Below are 16207 nucleotides of genomic sequence, written 5' to 3'. Positions count from 1 at the left end.
CGCCAAACGGATCGACCCTAAAAAGCAGCCTGTCCGCCGTTCCGACGACCAGGTGGCGCCCGCGGAGTCTGACGATCGCCAAGATCCGCCACGAGATACAAGAGAGACGCCGACACCGAACCCAAACGACAAAGGCTCACGAACAGGCCAGCTGAATAAGTCAGAAACCGAAGACGGTCTCAAGGCGCGCGATCGGTAATAGCGGACGCTCCCTGCTAAAATTATGCAGCGTTGCCTGTCGCGCAACGCAGCGAAAATGCCCGTGGCCAAACCTCATTGACAAGCAGGATGCGATTAGACAACCGCTGCACACTTTAGCGAGGCATGCATTCGATGTCGCATCGCTATTTCAGCCGCGCCATCAGCTTTTCGCCGCTCAGTTCCCTGACCGCATCCCTGCCGATCCAGCGGGCGGTTTTATCCGAGCTTTCAGCCAGGAGCTTCGCCAGCCGCAGCGCCGGGCCGTGGCAGCCGTGATTGCGTTTGCCGATGCTGCGCAGTGCCCAATTGACCGCCTTCCGAACAAAGTTGCGGGAGTCGCCGGAATGCGCCTGGATCAGTGGCAGCCAGGCAAGGATAGCCAAATCTCCCTCGTTCTTCCGGTGGACGGCGGTGGCTGATATCATGGCGAAGGCGGCGCGGCGAACGAACTCGCGCTCGTCGGCGGCGAATTCCGGTATGAGTTCGTCCAGTCGGGCTCCGACGAAGAGATCGGCGGCGCAATCGACGATCTCCCAGGAGTTGAAATCATTGGCCCAGCTTCTGGCCTCTTCCGCCGTCAGCTGCTTCGGCTCAGCCGTATAGAGTGCAAGCAGGCGGGCTTCGCGGATATCGCTGTGCCAGAGCTGCATTGCCCTGAGGTGATCCTTCTTGGCCAGTCTGGCGACCCCCCTGATATCGGGATTGGAAATGCCGAGAGCGCGACCGGTGACGATACCGAAGCGCGCCATCCCGGCGACATTCTCCTCCGAGCGCAGCGTCTCGAGATGCGCGATCAGTTCAGCGGGATCGGAGGAGGGGCCGATCATTTCTCGAGGCGGGCAAGCAGCGAGGACGTGTCCCAGCGATTGCCGCCCATCGCCTGCACGTCGCCGTAGAACTGATCAACAACGGCCGTGACCGGCAGCTTGGCGCCGTTGCGGCGGGCTTCGGCGAGCACAATGCTGAGATCTTTGCGCATCCAGTCGACTGCGAAGCCGAAATCATATTTGCCGGCGTTCATGGTTTTGTGGCGGTTTTCCATCTGCCAGGAGCCTGCCGCACCCTTGGAGATCACCTCGACGACCTTTTCGATATCGAGGCCGGCGCGCTTGCCGAAATGCAGCCCTTCGGCGAGGCCCTGGACGAGACCGGCGATGCAGATCTGGTTGATCATCTTGGTCAATTGGCCGGAGCCTGCCGGCCCCATCAGGCCGACCATTCTGGCATAGGCTTCGATGACCGGCCTGGCGCGTTCAAAGACTGCTTCGTCGCCGCCGCACATGACAGTCAGGACACCGTTCTCGGCGCCGGCCTGGCCGCCAGAAACCGGAGCGTCGATAAAGTCGACACCTTTTTGCTTTGCCGCTGCATAAAGTTCGCGCGCGACCTCGGCGCTGGCGGTGGTGTTGTCGATCAGCACCGACCCAGGCTTCATGCCGTGCAGAGCGCCGCTCTCGCCCAATGTCACCGACCGGAGATCTTCGTCGTTGCCGACGCAGACGAAGACAAAATCGGCCCCCTCTGCCGCCGCAGCCGGGGTAGAAGCGGATTTGCCGGAGAATTTCTCAGCCCAGGCGGCGGCTTTCTCGGCGGTGCGATTGTAGACGGTAACATCGTGGCCGCCCTTGATCTTCAGGTGGCCGGCCATGGGAAAACCCATGACGCCGAGACCGATGAACGCGACTTTAGCCATATGTCCTATCCTTTCCCAAGTGAGAGGCCCCGAGGATTAACCGAAACGGCGGGAGCAGAAAAGCCGTCAGAAGCGACTTCCCGTCGATTGACATGACGAGGCTGGCCGTCGTTCGTTTCGGCTCTAGATTGCAGGAAGGCGAAATGCTCCGAGGAATGATATGAGCGAAACTCCGATGATCAAGCAGCGGCGCAAGGGCCGCAGCGGCATGCAAGCGATGCTCATTCCGTCGCAGCAGATGGTCGCGGAGCAGATCCGATCAGCACCACAAGGGGTTCGCACCGATCTCGGTGCTCTTCGCCGCTGCCTCGCCACTCAATACGCGGCGGACGCCTGCTGCCCGGTTACGGTGCAGCGGCATTTGAGAGCCATCGCCGAACTGTCCTTCGGCGCGTTGGCAAAGGGCGAGCCGGTTTCGGCGGTGACGCCCTATTGGCGTCTGGTTGATCCCGCGAGCCTGCTTGCGGCGCGTCTTGCCGGTGGCCCCACCTTCATTCGGGAGCGGCTGGCCGCCGAGCGTCCTGAGAGGTCGTGACCGCGAATACGCTTGTCGCAACGGCGGTGCGCGATCGATGCAAGATGTTTCTATGTATAGCTTTGAAGCTATGTAATCTCTCAGTCGCTATGCGCCGAAAACCTTTGGTGTTCTTCTACTTCGCTTTTTCAGCACCGCGTACCATGCTTTCGGCTTGACTCACGTATGCCTCGGCAGCTATACGTAAATTCATAGCTCCAGAGGTATGAATCATCAATGCCAGATGCTCACGATGTACTATTTCGGACGCTCGCGGATCCGACGCGGCGAGCGCTGTTCGAGCGGCTGTGCCGGGAAGGAGAGAAGACTGTCGGGGCTCTGACGGCCCGGGCCGGCGTATCTCAGCCGGTTGTTTCGAAACATCTCGGGATCCTGAAGCAGGCCGGATTGGTGCGCGACCGCCACGAAGGGCGGCAGACCCACTACAGTGCGCAGCTTGGCGCGCTGGCTCCGCTGGTCGACTGGACGAGCGAGATGGCCGGCTTCTGGCAAAGCCGCTTTAACGATCTCGAAGATTTGCTGAAAAGGATGGATCAATGACCGACACATCGGCAGAGACGCGCTCCGTCGTCATCGAGCGGGAAATACCCTTTCCCTCGGAAAAGATCTGGCGAGCGCTCACGCAGCCGCACCTGCTCCAGGAGTGGCTGATGAAGAGCGACTTCAAGCCCGCCATCAATCATCGTTTCAGTTTCAGCGCGGATTGGGGCTCTGTCGACTGCAAGGTCCTGGAAGTCGAGCCGAACAAGACCCTGTCTTACAGCTGGGAAGCCTATGGGTTGGAAAGCATAGTCACCTGGACTCTCACCCCAACCGCCACCGGCACGCATTTGCGGATGGAGCAATCCGGCTTCCGGGCGGATCAGCGGCAGGCGTACGGGGGCGCCAGGAGCGGGTGGACGCAGTTCTTTGCAAATCTGGAGCAGGTTCTGGCGCGGTCGGAGTGAGATCGTCGATAGACGGACCTTGCGTCGCTGAAGCTCATTTCCCCGGGGAGATCCTATTGAACTGGAACCACTGGTTTCGGCAAATTCATCGCTGGCCGTCCATCGCCTTTACGGCTGCTGTTACCGTCGATATCATCGCCGCGCTGCAGGGGAAATCGACTGTCTGGGTAGGCCTCTTGGCGCGGCTGCCGCTCTGCCTGTTGATGCTGACCGATCTTTACCTGTTCTTGCTGCCCGATGCCGCGAGGCGGCGCGGAAGATGGGAGTGAACGCGATGGCCGAAAGAAGATCCAAGACGGCGGCCGAGGTGACAAGCAAGACGGTCGCCGAACCGGCCGCGATGCCGAGGCTGCTGTCGGGTGGCAACCCGCAAATCGCCAAAGGTCATGGCGACGCGCCCGTGCAAGCCTATATCGCGGCGATGCCGGGCTGGAAAGGCGAGATCGGGCGTCGCCTCGATATGATAATCACCGGCGCGGTGCCTGGGGTCTCCAAGGCAGTCAAATGGAACTCTCCCTTCTATGGCATCGAAGGGCAGGGCTGGTTCCTCGGCGTCCATTGCTTCACGAAATACGTCAAGGTGGCCTTCTTCCGCGGCGCCCTGCTCGATCCTCCGCCGCCGGGCGCTTCCAAGCAGAAAGACGTGCGTTACCTCGACATCCGCGAGAATGACGAGATCGATGAAGCCCAGCTCACCGACTGGGTGGAGCAGGCCAGCCGATTGCCCGGAGAGCGGATGTGACCGCAGCGATGTCATCGACATCTGGGCCAATGAAGAGAGACAATCATGAAAGAAGTGACGGCAAGCATGAAGAAGAGCAGTTCCGAGCAGGGGGCCGGAGAAGCCTCGCCCTCCCAACTGATCGATGCGAGGATCGAGCAGCTAAGGGATTGGCGCGGCGAGACGCTTGCGCGGGTCCGGGCGCTGATCAGGCAGGCCGAGCCTGACGTTGTCGAGGAATGGAAGTGGCGGGGGGTGCCGGTCTGGGAGCGCAGCGGCATCATCTGCACCGGTGAGACCTATAAGAGCGTGGTGAAATTGACCTTTGCCAGAGGTGCCGCGCTGGAGGATCCTTCGGGACTCTTTAACTCCAGCCTCGAAGGCAACACCCGGCGCGCCATCGATATCCATGAGAGCGACAAGATCGACGAGGAGGCATTGAAGGCGCTCGTTCGCGCCGCCGCCGCGTTGAACGCGTCGGCGAAGGCTGCTGCCTCGCGGAAGAAATCAAGCGGCTGAGGCTTCGCCCGATTGATGCGCGTCGCGTCAAATATGATTCACGCCACGCGCATTAGCCCTTTGTTTTGATGCATGTCGTTATCCCGGAAGCGCTGCACACTTCTGGGCGACATGTATTAGTGGATCGGGCTTGTCTCGCGCTCGAGAAAGAGTTCGAGATTGTCGAGGCCGATTTCGGTGCCCTGAAGACGGGCGCCGTTGTCGGCATAGCCGTCGAGGAACACCGCTTGTTCGGTAAAGACCATCTTTGTGCCGCCGGGTTCGGCCTCGAAGGCGACGGTGGCGAGAGAGACCGAGATGCGGGCTTCGCCGAGCTTCATCTCATAAGCGTAGATGATCCGCGCATCGGGCACGATGTCGATGTAATGGGCGTCAAAGGCATGCAGGAGCCCGTCCGTGTCGGCAACATAATTCCTCTCCAACCCGCCGGGACGGAAATCCAGGGCGTATTCCAGCGGCACCCAATCGCCGTGGCAGGCGAACCATTGACGCTTGGCTTCCGGCGCCGACCAGGCGCGGAAGACCCGGGCGACGGGCGCCTTGAGGTGGCGTTCGATGACGAAGGTGGTGTGTTCTGCGGAGCGTGTCGTCATTCGGGAAGGGTCTCCGGCTCGTCGGCGAGAAGTTGATCCAGCCTGTCGAAGGCGGTGGTCCAGCGGGTTTTCCGCTGTTCCACCCAGCGCTCGACGGCGGCAAGCGCATCCTGCTGCAGGCGGTAGGTGCGCACCCGGCCGGATTTTTCGGAGAGTACGAGGCCGCTGCTTTCCAACACCTGCAGATGTTTCAGCACCGTCGGCAGCGCGACCGAGAGCGGCGCCGCCAGCTCGGTGACGGAGGCCGGGCCGCGGCCGAGGCGGTCGATCATGCCGCGGCGGCTGCGGTCGGAAAGCGCATGAAACATGCGGTCGAGATCCACCTGGCCGTCGATCATTCCGCTGCATCCCGGAAGCGGGCAGGCAGCCTGTCATGGTAGGGGTAGAATTTGAAATAGGGGCGGGCCTCTTCCAATGCCCTGGCGAAGGACGGACGCGTCAGCAGCCGCTCATAATAGGCGCGCAGTCGCGGCTGCTCGGGTGAAAAGGGGACCAGCGTCTCCGCATAGAAGAGAGAGGGGGCGGCGGCGCAATCGGCCATAGTGAAGGCCCCGCCCGTGATCCATGGGCTGTCGCCCAGCTGCTTTTCGATCATTGTGTAGGCCGTGGCCAGCGTCGCCCGCGACGCGGCCATCTCGATTTCGTCCGCCTTGCCTTCGGGACGTCGGCGATTGCTGACCAGCGTCTGCATCGGCGCCTGAACATAGTGATCGAAGAAGCGGTCCCAGAGACGGACCTGCAACGCCCGGTCGATCTCCAGCGGCAGCAGGGCGGCGGGACCGGGATAATAATGGTCGAGATATTCAATGATGATCGAGGTTTCGGGAATGGTGCTGTCGCGGGCCTCATCACGCAGCAGCGGCATCTTGCCGATTGGCCAGAACCGGAAGAGATCAGAACGTGAAGTCTCGTCGGATAGATCGACGATCCGGTTTTCGAAGGGCGTGCCGTTTTCGTAAAGCGCGATCAGCACCTTATGGCAGAAGGAGGCAAGCGGATGCCCATAAAACACGAGCGACATGCGGCGACCCTTTCCTGTGTGGTGGAAAACTTTACCAGCTGACTAAGTATCAGGTTCGCAAGACTTCGGCAACCGATAGTTCGCCGATCGCGCAACTATTCTCGTCAGCCGATATATTTGGCGATCACCAGATGGCCGGGCGTCGGCTGTCCCTCTTCCATGCGCACGTTGATATCGGATATCTCGACAAGCTCGAAACCGGTGGCGGTCAGCCGCTCCCTCACATAGCCGTCGGCGTGGGCGAAGCGCTGGTGCGGTCCGACCATGAAGGCGCGGCCGGCGAGAATTTCTGCCGGCAGGGTTTCGGAGGAGAAGACGAACAGGCCGCCCGGCGTCAGGTTCTCGGCGGCCCCGAAGAACAGCGGCTCGAGCGCGCCGAGATAGGGCAGCACATCGGTGGCGGCGATGATGTCGAAGGCTTCCTCGTCATTGTCCTCGAGGAAATCCTCGACCTCGGCGACGAAAAGCGTCTCATAAAGATCCTTCTCATGGGCAATCTCGACCATCTTCTCCGATATGTCGATGCCGGTCATATCTTCACAGAGGTCGCGCAGGGCGCCGCCGGTCAGACCCGTGCCGCAGCCGAGATCGAGCAGCCGCTTGAACGGTCCGAGCTTCAGCTGCTGCAGGCGCTGGCGCACCAGCATCGGCACGTGATAGCCAAGCTGCTCGACGAGAACATCCTCGAACACCTCGGCATGCTGATCGAACAGGGTCTCGACATAGGCGTCGGGCGCCTTGGCCGGCGTTTCACCGCGGCCCATCGCGGCGATGCGCACGGCGGCTCCGCCGTGGTCATCTGGATCGATCGCCAAAACTTCCTCATAGGCCGCCACGGCCGCGTCGATATCACCGGCCTTTTCCAGCGCCAGCGCGCGGTTATAGGCCTCGGCAAGGGCTTCTTCGTCGATCTTCTTCGCCATCGCGGTCCATATCCTCTTGTTTCAGGCAAGCGTCTAAGGCCGCTTTCGATGTTTTGCAATGGCGGGCGTGCAGGCGCAGAATAGTTAAACGCGCCAAGATCTGCGCCAAAAAGACGAAAGGAGGAAAGCCATGGATATGGAGCAAGACAGGATGCCGCCGGCAAGTGAAGGAGAGGGCGCGCGGGTGCTGCTGCCTGGCACGTTGAGCGAGATCACCACCTCGCTCACACACTATTACCGTGGCGAACTGGGGAGAATGACAAGCTGGCGCGACCGCATCGACCGGACATCCAACTGGGCGATCACCGTGGTGGCGGCGCTGCTCTCGGTATCGCTGTCGACTCCGACCTCGCATCACGGCGTGCTGCTGTTCGGAATGATGCTGATCACGCTGCTTCTGATGATCGAGGCGCGGCGCTACCGCTTTTTCGACATATACCGCGCCCGCATCCGCCAGATCGAGCGCTGTTATTTCGCGCAGATTCTGGCGCCCGACCCCAATAGCGGCAGCGAATGGGCCGCGGTGATCGCCGGCAGCCTTCGCCATCCGCGCTTTCTTCTCAGTTATGGCGAGGCGATGCATCGCCGTCTCAAGCGCAATTACGGCTGGATGTATTTCATCCTGCTGCTTGCCTGGTGCCTGAAGATCTCGACGCCGAAATTGCAGACAGAGGGCACGCCGGCGCTGCAGGCGCATTCATGGGCTTATGTTATCGACAATGCCGTGCTTGGGCCCATTCCCGGCCTTGCAGTCATTGCTGGGGTCGTCGCCTTCTATCTCGGCATGCTCTATTTCGCACTGCGTCCCGATCGTGACGAGGGCGAATTCGGCCATGGCGAAGCGCATGTCTGATCAGTGCAGGATGAACTCACCCTTCAGCGCGCGCCATTCGGTTGCCGAGATTAGCTTGCGGTGGACGTAGCGCACAGAATGCAGCGGTCCGTCGAGCTTCTCCTGCCAGAATTTCAGAAAGCCGCGCATCTCGGGAAAATCCGGGGCGAGATCGTAATCCTGCCAGACGTAGGTCTGCAGGATCGTCGGGTGGTCCGGCAGGCGGTAGAGGATCTGGGCGGTCGTCAGGCCGTAACCTTGCAATTGTCTTTCCATGTCCGTGTGCATTTTATTCCGCTTCTTCTCGTTCCCACTCGCACGCTTATTAGCGCTACGTGATATGGAAACATGCGAGTGGTTAACGGAAACTTTACAGATACTTCAGAAAAGGACAATTTATTTTTAATATCAATGGCTTGGCAGCACGGCTCCGAGAGTGCTGCCAGCGCCATCAGCGCTTGAGATGACGGGTCAGCCGACGCTCGATCCACGCCCAGAGATGGCGCAACGCCTCGACGATGGTGAGATAGAAGATCGCCGCCCACAGGTAAGTCTGGTAGTCAAACGTGCGCGAGAAGGCGTAGCGGGTTTCGCCCATCAAATCGAGCACGGTGATGATGGCGACGACCGCCGAACCCTTGATCAGCAGGATGATTTCATTGCCATAGGGGCGCAGCGCGACGATAAAGGCCTGCGGCAGGACAATCTTGCGGAAAGCGATGACCTTATGGATGCCGAGGGCGGCTGCCGCCTCGTGCTGGCCGTGCGGCACGCTCTCGATTGCGCCGCGCAGGATTTCCGCTTGATAAGCGGCGGTATTGATGGTCATGGCGAAGAGACCGCAATACCAGGCATCGCGGAAGAACCACCAGATGCCGACGGCTTCGAGCTGTGGCCGGAATACGCCGAGGCCATAATAGACAAGGAATAGCTGGGCAAGCAGCGGCGTGCCGCGGAAGAAATAGATATAGCCGTAGGCGAGCCAGTTGAGCACGCGATTCTTCGACAGGCGCGCCATGGCGAGCGGCAGCGAGAGTACGGCGCCGCAGACGACAGAGATGGCGACGAGGCTGAGAGTGATCCACAGACCGTGTAGATAACGTGGCCCATAGCGGGTGAACTTGTCGGGATCCCAGCCATTGACGACGGTGAAGAGCAGCAGCGCGGCGAGCAGCGCCCAGAACGTGACGAGGATGTAGCCGCTGAGACGGGCCGCAGTCATCGGCTTTCTCACCTCGCGGGGTGCGGGCTGCGGCGGGATCAATGTTTCGGCATAGCTCATCGGCGCACCTCCGACCGCTTGGCCCAACGGTCGATATGGACAAGCAGGAACGAAGAGAGGATGGCGAGCACCAGATAGAGACAGCAAGCGATGCCGTAGAAGAAGAAGGGTTCCTTGGTCACCCGCACGGCGACGCTCGTCTGGCGCAGGATGTCGGCAAGGCTGATAATCGAGACATAGGACGTGTCCTTCAGCAGCACCATCCACAGGTTCGTCAGGCCGGGCAGTGCAATTCGCACAAGCTGCGGCAGGATGATGAGCCGCAGCGTGCGGCCGCGATGCAAGCCGAGTGAGTCTCCCGCCTCATACTGGCCCTTTGGTATGGCGCGAAAAGCCGAGAGCAACACTTCCGAACAGTAGGCGGAGAAGACGACCGAGAGCGCGATCACGCCGGCGAGAAAAGCGTTGATCTCGATCGGGGGGCCGACATAACCGGCAAGCTCCAGAAGGGACTGGATCAGCATCTGCATGCCGTAATAGATGATGAAGAGCGTCAAAAGCTCGGGCAGGCCGCGGAAGATCGTGGTGTAGATGCCAGCGGCCAGCCGCAGCGGCTTTTCCTCGGACTGCTGACCCAGTGCCACGAGGAAACCGATGGCTAGGCCGATCGGCAGGGTGACGATCGCCACCGAAACGGTCACCTGCAAGCCAAGGGCGATTTCGTCGCCCCAGCCGGTATCGCCGCAGGCAAGAATCGTCGACTGACCAAACCAGGTGAAGATGCCGACGGGTCCGCACAGCGGATCGAAAATGTGCACAAGTGAGCTCCAGAAGGAGCCTAGCGCGGAAAATAATCCGCCCATGCGTGAATTCCCCTCACGGCTTTTGCCGTTTTGATCTTGTCACCGTTGTCAAACAAAAATGGCGGAAGAGCAAGCCTCCCGCCATTCGCTTCATCGGCCAGATACCGAATTTCTCATTCGCCGTAAACGTCGAAGTCGAAGTACTTGTCCTGGATCTTCTTATACTCGCCGCTGGCGCGGATCGCTGCGATGGCAGTGTTCAGCTTTTCCTTGAGCGGATCGCCCTTGCGGATGGCAATCCCCGCGCCGTTGCCGTTGATTTCCTTGTCGACCGGCAGGGTCGTCAGGATCTTGCAGCAGGCGCCGGCGTCGGACTTGACCCATTCGGAGAGAACGACGACGTCGTCGATGACGGCATCGACACGGCCGCTGGAAACGTCGAGCTTGTATTCGTCAGCGGTCGGATAGAGCTTCAGTTCGGTGTCGGCCAGGTGCTTCTCGGCGTAGTTGGCGTGCGTCGTCGAGGTCTGGGCGCCGATCACCTTGCCCTTGAGGCCAGCAACGTCAGTGATCTTGGAGTCCTTGGGTACGGCGATGGCCGGCGGCGTGTTGTAGTACTTGTTGGAGAAGTCGACGAGCTTCAGGCGTTCCGGCGTAATCGACATGGAAGAAACGATCATGTCGAATTTCTTGGCGTTGAGCGCCGGAATGATGCCGTCCCAATCGGTGCTGACGAAGCTGCATTCAGCTTTCATCTCGGCACAGAGCGCCTTGGTGATATCGATGTCGAAGCCCTGGATGGTCCCGCTGGCATCGACGAATTCGAAGGGCGGATAGGTCGAATCGGTGCCGATCACGTATTTTTCGCCATCGGCCATGGCCGAGCCGGCAAAGAGCGACATTGCCGCGATCGAGGCTGCCGCGAAGATACGGGTGGAATTAAACATGAGGATCCTCTCTGTTGGTGGCCGCTGTCGGTTTTTCTCTTGGACTCGCGGGCGCAATTCAACGGTGTCGACACCGCCTTGCGGCGATAATCAGACTTTTTTTCATGGAATTGCAACAGAAATTCCCGCGCAATTGTGCGGTGCAAATAACAGGCGAGATGAACGAAAGCAGACTGCAACATTCACGGGAGGTTAATCCAGGGCTTCCTAGAACGGGAACAAATCGGCGGCTTGGCGCTTTGCCAGTTCGCCGTTTCGCCTCATTGCGAAGCTAGGGGCGGAGCAAGGCCTGTCGGCCTTCAGGAAGCTCAAACAGGATCGAGGAAACCCGATGGGCAAGAAATCAACTTTGTTTGCGAGTGCCGCTTTTCCGCTGCTTTCCCTATCGCTGGCTCTCCAGCCCGCCACGACGATGGCTGCCGTCCGCGACGTCGCGGCGCCGGCCGCGGCCGTGCAGCAGGCGGAGCAGGGCAGTTTCGAAGTGGCGCAGGACGCGCCGTCGGACGAGGAACTGCTGAAGAAGAAGCGTAAGGAAAAGAAGGAGGCTCCGGCCGAACAGGCGCCGGCAGCCGAGCAGCCCAAGCAAGAACCTGCCGAAAAGCCGAAGAAAGCCGAGCCGAAGGAGGCGCCGGCACCCGAGCCGAAGGCAGAACCTGAAGCGCCGAAGGCCGAAGCGCCCCGGGAGGAGCCCGCACCAAAGGCCGAAAGCAAACCCGAGCGCAAGGCCAAGAAGGAGGCTGAGCCCGAGGTAAAGCCTGAGGCCCAGCCGCAGCAGGAAGAGCCGCAGCAGCCCGTAACGCAGGAAAAGCCGAAAAAGCCCAAGAAGCCTCAGGCGCAGCAGGCCGAGCCGGAGGCTCAGCCGGAGCCCGAACAGCAGCCGGCCGCCAAGGAAGCTCAGCCGCAGGTGGAGCAGGCTGAGCCTGAGACCAAGCCGGAGGGCAAGCAGCGACAGGAGAAGGCCCAAGGTAAGGACAAAGGCAAGGGCAAGGCCGAAAAGGAAGCCCAGCCGGCTGCGCCCGAGGCCGTGACGCCGGCCGAGAATCAGGCCAAGCCCGAAGCAAAACCCGAGACAAAACCCGCAGCCGAGGCGCCGGCCGAGAAGAAGCCGGCAAAGGGCGAGGCGACAGCGCCGGCGGACAAGCCGGCCGAAGACAAGGCAGCCGCACCTGAGGCCGCGCCCGTCGAAAAGCCTAAGGAGGGCACGGCCGAAAAGCCTGCCGCAGCACCGACGACCGCGCCCAGCACCGACACCGCCCAGCCTGCGCCGGATGCCGGCGGTAGTCAGCAGGTAGAGCAGGCGCTTCCGGCACCGGAAAAGGTTTCTCCCGAGGAACTGGAGCGCCGCAAGAAGATCGCCGCGGATCCGGCCAAGAGCAACGAGACCGTCGTGCTGCCGGTCGAGAATGGTGCTGCCGTGCTCGACAGCGACAAGGATGCAGACCGCAGCAAGGGCCGCGAAGGCCGCCGCGACCGCGACAAAGTGCGCGCCGAGAGCCAGGAGGTGAAGGTGCCGATCTCGGATGCCGATGCCCAGGCGGCGACCGCCGGCAAGGCGCCGGCGCCGATCAAGCTCGAGGCGGTGACCAGCGAGAAGGGCACCAGACTGGAGGAACGGCCGCGATTCGTCCGTCCCGAGGGCGCCCGCGTTGACGACCAAACCGACGACAATCGCGTGATCATCCAGTACAACAATCAGGTGATCGTGCGCAGCGACGACGACAGACGGTTCCTGCGCGACGGCGAACGGCCGATCTATGAAGAGTTGCCCGACAGTCGTTATCGCGAGACGATCACACGGCCGGAGGGCTACCGCATCGTGACGATCCGCAACCGCTACGGCGATATTATCCAGCGGTCGCGCGTCGACGCCCGCGGGCGCGAATCCGTCCTCTACTATTCGCCCGATCTCTACGAAGATCCGGACCGCGGCTATTTCGAGGATCCGGGCGCCGATCTGCCGCCAATGCGGTTGCGCGTGCCGCTTAGCGATTACATCGTCGACACACGCAGCGACCCGGACCGGGACTACTACGAATTCCTGAGCGAGCCGCCCGTCGAGCCGGTGGAGCGTGTCTATTCGCTTGACGAGGTGAAGTATTCGGCCCGTATCCGCGACAAGGTGCGCCGCATCGACCTCGACACGATCACCTTCGCGACCGGCAGCGCCGAGATCCCGATGGCCCAGGCGCGCACCCTGCGCAAGGTTGCCGACGCGATCAACCAGGTGCTGAAGAAGGATCCGAGCGAGACCTTCCTGATCGAGGGTCACACGGATGCGGTCGGCAGCGATCAGAGCAACCTGGTTCTTTCCGACCAGCGCGCGGAATCGGTCGCTAACGTGCTCTCCGACGTCTACGGCATCCCGCCGGAAAACATGGCGACGCAGGGTTATGGCGAGCGGTACCTGAAGGTGAATACGGCAGGTCCCGAACAGGAAAACCGCCGCGTCACCATCCGCCGCGTCACGCCGCTGGTGCGCCCGGTCGCCGCCAACCAGTAAATACAGTTGCCCCTCTCCATTCGTGGAGAGGGGCAACTGGCTTTCTCCCTCTTCTCCCGCAGGGGAGACGAGAGTCGAGGCTTTACTCGCCGACCTTCTTCGCTGCCTTTTCGATGACGCCGGCGACTTTTTTCGGTTGGGATGCGAAGACGGCGTGACTGGCCTTGATCTCGGTCACGTTGCTACCGGCTCGTTTCGCCATCTCGCGCTCGAGGTCGGGATTGATGGCGCGATCCCCGGTGGCAACGATCGACCAGCTCGGCTTCGTCCGCCATGCCGGCTCTGCGATCTTGGCCGCGAAGGCCTGTTTCGCGGCGAAGACTTGTGACTTTGCCAGGAAGTCGGCCTCGGCTTTTGGAAGGTCGGCCGCAAAGTCAGCCGCGAAGGCGCCAGGGTCGAGATAGAGATATTTTCCGTCCCTTGTTTCCTTGATGTCCATGCTGCCGGCCGGCTTCGAACTGGCGAGGCTCAGCAGGCTTTCGCCCTTGTCGGGCTGAAAAGCCGCGACATAGACGAGGCCGGCGACACCCGGATCGTTGCCGGCTTCGGTGATGACCATGCCGCCGTAGCTGTGGCCGACGAGGAGCGTCGGTCCTTCCTGCAGGTCAAGAACCCGCTTCGTCGCCGCCACATCGTCGTCGAGCGAGGTGAGGGGCTCCTGGACGATGGTGACGTTGAAGCCGCGCTTTTCGAGGATCTCGGTCGCCTTGCGCCAGCCCGAGCCATCGGCCAGTGCGCCGTGGACGATCACGATGTTCTTGACGGCGGCAGCCTCGGCCGCGAATGCGATTCCGGCAGTGGCGAAGGCAAGGGCAGCAATGAAAGTCAGATGCTTGTTCATGAGGTTACTCCTTGTGGTCGATGTTGAAGATCGGGATCCGGAACCGTCTCGGGTTCAGCCGAAGGTGAAGGCGTAGGCCTGGACGCCGGGATCGAGGAAGCGGACTTCGAAGGTGCGGGCTGCGACGGTGCCGGACTGGCGGACAAGCTGATAAAGCCTCGTCGCAGTCACCGTGCCGTTGCCGTCGGCATCGACGTCGGAGCCGTGATCGGGTCCTGGCGGCTTGCCGTCGATCGTTACCTGGAAGCGGATCGGTCTGGCGCTCGCGGCGGGTCCGAGAACGAGATGCAGGTCGCGGGCGCTGAAGCGATAGGCGATCGCGCCCCCCGGCTGATCGAGTGTCGCCTGGTCCTTGCCGACGGTCCAGGTGCCCGAGAGACCCCATGCATTGAGGCCGGGCGCCGCGATCGAATAGGTCTCGGACGTATCGGCCTGCAGCCCTTCGGGCGACTCGAAATTCTCCGCCTGCCCATAGCCGAGATAGGTCTCGCCGGAGCGGATATTGCCGAGGTCGGGAGCGGCTTCCACGCCCCTGGCGACCGGTGCGACGGGAGCTGCGGCCGTCATTTGGCTGCCGGCCTCATGCAGCAGATCCTGGATGGCTTCTTCGGTCCTGCCGTAATTGCCTTCGCCGAAATGGTGATAGCGGATCTGGCCCTTGGCATCGATCAGATAGGCGGCCGGCCAGTAGCTGTTTTCGAAGGCGCACCAGATTTTGTAATCATTGTCGATCGCAACGGGGTAGCCGATCTGGAAGTCACTGAGCGCCTTCCGGACATTGTCGATCTTCTTCTCGAAGGCAAATTCCGGAGCGTGGACGCCGATAACGACGAGGCCCTGATCGGCGTATTTTTCAGCCCAGGCCCTGACATAGGGAATCGTGCGGATGCAGTTGATGCAGGAATAGGTCCAGAAGTCGACGAGCACCACCTTGCCCTGCAATTGCTCCTTGGTCAGAGGCTTCGAATTCAGCCATTCGACCGCGCCGTCGAGCGAAGGCGCATAACCTTCCACGGGCAGATCACTGCGGAAGGGCTTCTTCGCATCGGCGGCGACGATCGTCGCGTCGCTGCTTGCCAACTCGGAGGGCGCGCCGCCGAGGGGTTTGGCATGCAGCCTGTCCAGCACGGCCTTTTCCAACGATGCGGTGCTGGCATAGGAAAGGCGCGCCAGCAGGCTGGTGTCGAGACCGAGCGCAATGACGGCAACGCCGGCGAGAACAGCGGCGCCGAGAAGCTGGCGAATGCGATCGCCGAAGCCGAGCGAGCGTTTCATGGAGGCGAAGATTTTGCCGCCGAGGAGCAGGGCGACGGCTAGAGAGGTCGCAGCACCGGCGGCATAGGCGATCAGGAGGAAGGTGGTCTGCAGATTGGCGCCCTGCAATGCCGCGCCCGTCAGGACGAGGCCGAGGATCGGCCCGGCGCAGGGCGCCCAGAGGAGGCCTGTGGCGACGCCGAGAATGAGGGCGCTCCTAACCGTCGGCGCGGCGCGGCCAGCGCTGTTCGCATTCACGAGGTTGTTGCCGAGGTCGACGATCGGCCGGGCAAGCGTGCTTGCAAAGCGCGGCGAAAGCAGGCTCGCACCGAAGAGCGCGAGCATGACGATGGCGGCGAGGCGGCCGTATTCGTTGGCGCGAATGGCCCAGCTGCCGCCGACGGCGGCAAGGGTAGCGACCAGCGCGAAGGTCGCGGCCATACCGGCCAGCATCGGCAGCGTGCTCCTTATGAACGGCTGTCCGGCGCGGGCGAAAACGAAGGGGAGGATGGGCAGGATGCATGGGCTGAGGATGGTCAGCACGCCTCCGAGATAAGCAATGATCAGAAGTGTCATCATCGTTTCCTTTGAAACCGATTGATCGGGCTCTGGACGGCGATGGGCCCGAACCAGCAACGGCGGCGATAAGGCCGGG

Annotated in this window: 20 protein-coding genes; 8 read left to right on the top strand and 12 right to left on the bottom strand. The window is 61.6% G+C overall.

Annotated elements, in window-relative coordinates; all coding sequences use genetic code 11:
• Nucleotides 1–344: 344 nt before the first annotated feature.
• Both EFD56_RS11170 and EFD56_RS11165 read right to left on the bottom strand, forming a co-directional pair.
• Nucleotides 345–1028 carry a DNA alkylation repair protein gene (locus EFD56_RS11170; RefSeq protein WP_126905251.1) on the bottom strand — a complete coding sequence of 228 codons (684 nt, stop codon included), beginning with the start codon at nt 1026–1028 and terminating at the stop codon, nt 345–347.
• Nucleotides 1025–1894, bottom strand: a complete 870-nt coding sequence (locus EFD56_RS11165) for an NAD(P)-dependent oxidoreductase (RefSeq protein WP_126905250.1) — start codon at nt 1892–1894, stop codon at nt 1025–1027. Before EFD56_RS11165 ends, EFD56_RS11170 begins: the two co-directional genes overlap by 4 nt.
• Before the next feature lie 160 nt (nt 1895–2054).
• On the opposite strand from EFD56_RS11165, the gene EFD56_RS11160 reads away from it, so the two are divergent.
• From EFD56_RS11160 to EFD56_RS11135, 6 genes are all read left to right on the top strand, one after another.
• The gene (locus EFD56_RS11160) at nt 2055–2429 is read left to right on the top strand and encodes a hypothetical protein (protein WP_126905249.1); all 375 of its coding nucleotides are present in this window, start codon (nt 2055–2057) and stop codon (nt 2427–2429) included.
• A gap of 216 nt (nt 2430–2645) precedes the next feature.
• Nucleotides 2646–2969, top strand: a complete 324-nt coding sequence (locus EFD56_RS11155) for an ArsR/SmtB family transcription factor (protein WP_004678370.1) — start codon at nt 2646–2648, stop codon at nt 2967–2969.
• Nucleotides 2966–3376 (top strand): SRPBCC family protein, encoded by a 411-nt coding sequence (locus tag EFD56_RS11150; RefSeq protein ID WP_126905248.1) that lies wholly within the window; start codon nt 2966–2968, stop codon nt 3374–3376. Before EFD56_RS11155 ends, EFD56_RS11150 begins: the two co-directional genes overlap by 4 nt.
• Nucleotides 3377–3432: 56 nt before the next feature.
• Complete coding sequence (locus EFD56_RS11145) at nt 3433–3645, top strand: hypothetical protein (protein WP_126905247.1); 213 nt, start codon at nt 3433–3435, stop codon at nt 3643–3645.
• A 5-nt stretch (nt 3646–3650) separates the two neighbouring features.
• Nucleotides 3651–4118 (top strand): DUF1801 domain-containing protein, encoded by a 468-nt coding sequence (locus EFD56_RS11140; RefSeq protein WP_126905246.1) that lies wholly within the window; start codon nt 3651–3653, stop codon nt 4116–4118.
• Nucleotides 4119–4163: 45 nt separating this feature from the next.
• Nucleotides 4164–4616, top strand: a complete 453-nt coding sequence (locus EFD56_RS11135) for a DUF1801 domain-containing protein (protein ID WP_126905245.1) — start codon at nt 4164–4166, stop codon at nt 4614–4616.
• 116 nt (nt 4617–4732) lie between these two features.
• Here EFD56_RS11135 and EFD56_RS11130 read toward each other — a convergent pair whose 3' ends face one another.
• The 4 genes from EFD56_RS11130 to EFD56_RS11115 form a co-directional block, all read right to left on the bottom strand.
• Nucleotides 4733–5209 (bottom strand): SRPBCC family protein, encoded by a 477-nt coding sequence (locus tag EFD56_RS11130; RefSeq protein WP_126905244.1) that lies wholly within the window; start codon nt 5207–5209, stop codon nt 4733–4735.
• Nucleotides 5206–5547, bottom strand: a complete 342-nt coding sequence (locus tag EFD56_RS11125) for an ArsR/SmtB family transcription factor (protein WP_126905243.1) — start codon at nt 5545–5547, stop codon at nt 5206–5208. The genes EFD56_RS11130 and EFD56_RS11125 overlap by 4 nt, the downstream gene beginning before the upstream one ends.
• Nucleotides 5544–6230: a glutathione S-transferase family protein gene (locus tag EFD56_RS11120; RefSeq protein WP_004678358.1), complete on the bottom strand. Its 687-nt coding sequence runs from the start codon at nt 6228–6230 to the stop codon at nt 5544–5546. The genes EFD56_RS11125 and EFD56_RS11120 overlap by 4 nt, the downstream gene beginning before the upstream one ends.
• Before the next feature lie 104 nt (nt 6231–6334).
• Complete coding sequence (locus tag EFD56_RS11115; protein WP_012484094.1) at nt 6335–7153, bottom strand: class I SAM-dependent methyltransferase; 819 nt, start codon at nt 7151–7153, stop codon at nt 6335–6337.
• Between the two features lie 130 nt (nt 7154–7283).
• On the opposite strand from EFD56_RS11115, the gene EFD56_RS11110 reads away from it, so the two are divergent.
• A complete protein-coding gene (locus EFD56_RS11110; protein ID WP_126905242.1) occupies nt 7284–8006 on the top strand; it encodes a DUF2270 domain-containing protein in 723 nt (240 codons plus the stop codon).
• On the opposite strand, the gene EFD56_RS11105 is transcribed toward EFD56_RS11110, so the two are convergent.
• From EFD56_RS11105 to EFD56_RS11090, 4 genes are all read right to left on the bottom strand, one after another.
• On the bottom strand, nt 8007–8273 hold the full coding sequence (locus EFD56_RS11105) for an usg protein (RefSeq protein ID WP_004678350.1): 267 nt from the start codon (nt 8271–8273) through the stop codon (nt 8007–8009).
• Between the two features lie 163 nt (nt 8274–8436).
• A complete protein-coding gene (locus EFD56_RS11100; RefSeq protein ID WP_016733280.1) occupies nt 8437–9267 on the bottom strand; it encodes an ABC transporter permease in 831 nt (276 codons plus the stop codon).
• Nucleotides 9264–10070 (bottom strand): ABC transporter permease, encoded by an 807-nt coding sequence (locus EFD56_RS11095; RefSeq protein WP_064825341.1) that lies wholly within the window; start codon nt 10068–10070, stop codon nt 9264–9266. The genes EFD56_RS11100 and EFD56_RS11095 overlap by 4 nt, the downstream gene beginning before the upstream one ends.
• A 113-nt stretch (nt 10071–10183) precedes the next feature.
• Complete coding sequence (locus tag EFD56_RS11090; protein WP_004678345.1) at nt 10184–10957, bottom strand: transporter substrate-binding domain-containing protein; 774 nt, start codon at nt 10955–10957, stop codon at nt 10184–10186.
• A 331-nt stretch (nt 10958–11288) separates the two neighbouring features.
• Between EFD56_RS11090 and EFD56_RS11085 the strand changes: the two genes are divergently transcribed.
• The gene (locus EFD56_RS11085; RefSeq protein WP_126905241.1) at nt 11289–13457 is read left to right on the top strand and encodes an OmpA family protein; all 2169 of its coding nucleotides are present in this window, start codon (nt 11289–11291) and stop codon (nt 13455–13457) included.
• Nucleotides 13458–13539: 82 nt separating this feature from the next.
• On the opposite strand, the gene EFD56_RS11080 is transcribed toward EFD56_RS11085, so the two are convergent.
• Together EFD56_RS11080 and EFD56_RS11075 are read right to left on the bottom strand one after the other, a co-directional pair.
• Nucleotides 13540–14298, bottom strand: coding sequence for an alpha/beta hydrolase (locus tag EFD56_RS11080; RefSeq protein ID WP_126905240.1), 759 nt, complete (start codon nt 14296–14298; stop codon nt 13540–13542).
• A gap of 54 nt (nt 14299–14352) precedes the next feature.
• Nucleotides 14353–16128 (bottom strand): cytochrome c biogenesis protein DipZ, encoded by a 1776-nt coding sequence (locus EFD56_RS11075; protein WP_126905239.1) that lies wholly within the window; start codon nt 16126–16128, stop codon nt 14353–14355.
• Nucleotides 16129–16207 lie beyond the last annotated feature (79 nt).

This window comes from Rhizobium phaseoli, assembly GCF_003985125.1.
Lineage (GTDB): Bacteria > Pseudomonadota > Alphaproteobacteria > Rhizobiales > Rhizobiaceae > Rhizobium > Rhizobium phaseoli.
This window is presented reverse-complemented; position numbering and strand designations above follow the sequence as displayed.

Coding starts and splice junctions, on each gene's coding strand:
- EFD56_RS11075 (WP_126905239.1), bottom strand. CDS start 16,128: ATGACACTTCTGATCATTGCTTATCTCGGAGGCGTGCTGACCATCCTC.
- EFD56_RS11165 (WP_126905250.1), bottom strand. CDS start 1,894: ATGGCTAAAGTCGCGTTCATCGGTCTCGGCGTCATGGGTTTTCCCATG.
- EFD56_RS11170 (WP_126905251.1), bottom strand. CDS start 1,028: ATGATCGGCCCCTCCTCCGATCCCGCTGAACTGATCGCGCATCTCGAG.
- EFD56_RS11155 (WP_004678370.1), top strand. CDS start 2,646: ATGCCAGATGCTCACGATGTACTATTTCGGACGCTCGCGGATCCGACG.
- EFD56_RS11130 (WP_126905244.1), bottom strand. CDS start 5,209: ATGACGACACGCTCCGCAGAACACACCACCTTCGTCATCGAACGCCAC.
- EFD56_RS11115 (WP_012484094.1), bottom strand. CDS start 7,153: ATGGCGAAGAAGATCGACGAAGAAGCCCTTGCCGAGGCCTATAACCGC.
- EFD56_RS11135 (WP_126905245.1), top strand. CDS start 4,164: ATGAAAGAAGTGACGGCAAGCATGAAGAAGAGCAGTTCCGAGCAGGGG.
- EFD56_RS11090 (WP_004678345.1), bottom strand. CDS start 10,957: ATGTTTAATTCCACCCGTATCTTCGCGGCAGCCTCGATCGCGGCAATG.
- EFD56_RS11120 (WP_004678358.1), bottom strand. CDS start 6,230: ATGTCGCTCGTGTTTTATGGGCATCCGCTTGCCTCCTTCTGCCATAAG.
- EFD56_RS11095 (WP_064825341.1), bottom strand. CDS start 10,070: ATGGGCGGATTATTTTCCGCGCTAGGCTCCTTCTGGAGCTCACTTGTG.
- EFD56_RS11160 (WP_126905249.1), top strand. CDS start 2,055: ATGAGCGAAACTCCGATGATCAAGCAGCGGCGCAAGGGCCGCAGCGGC.
- EFD56_RS11125 (WP_126905243.1), bottom strand. CDS start 5,547: ATGATCGACGGCCAGGTGGATCTCGACCGCATGTTTCATGCGCTTTCC.
- EFD56_RS11105 (WP_004678350.1), bottom strand. CDS start 8,273: ATGCACACGGACATGGAAAGACAATTGCAAGGTTACGGCCTGACGACC.
- EFD56_RS11100 (WP_016733280.1), bottom strand. CDS start 9,267: ATGAGCTATGCCGAAACATTGATCCCGCCGCAGCCCGCACCCCGCGAG.
- EFD56_RS11140 (WP_126905246.1), top strand. CDS start 3,651: ATGGCCGAAAGAAGATCCAAGACGGCGGCCGAGGTGACAAGCAAGACG.
- EFD56_RS11150 (WP_126905248.1), top strand. CDS start 2,966: ATGACCGACACATCGGCAGAGACGCGCTCCGTCGTCATCGAGCGGGAA.
- EFD56_RS11110 (WP_126905242.1), top strand. CDS start 7,284: ATGGATATGGAGCAAGACAGGATGCCGCCGGCAAGTGAAGGAGAGGGC.
- EFD56_RS11085 (WP_126905241.1), top strand. CDS start 11,289: ATGGGCAAGAAATCAACTTTGTTTGCGAGTGCCGCTTTTCCGCTGCTT.
- EFD56_RS11080 (WP_126905240.1), bottom strand. CDS start 14,298: ATGAACAAGCATCTGACTTTCATTGCTGCCCTTGCCTTCGCCACTGCC.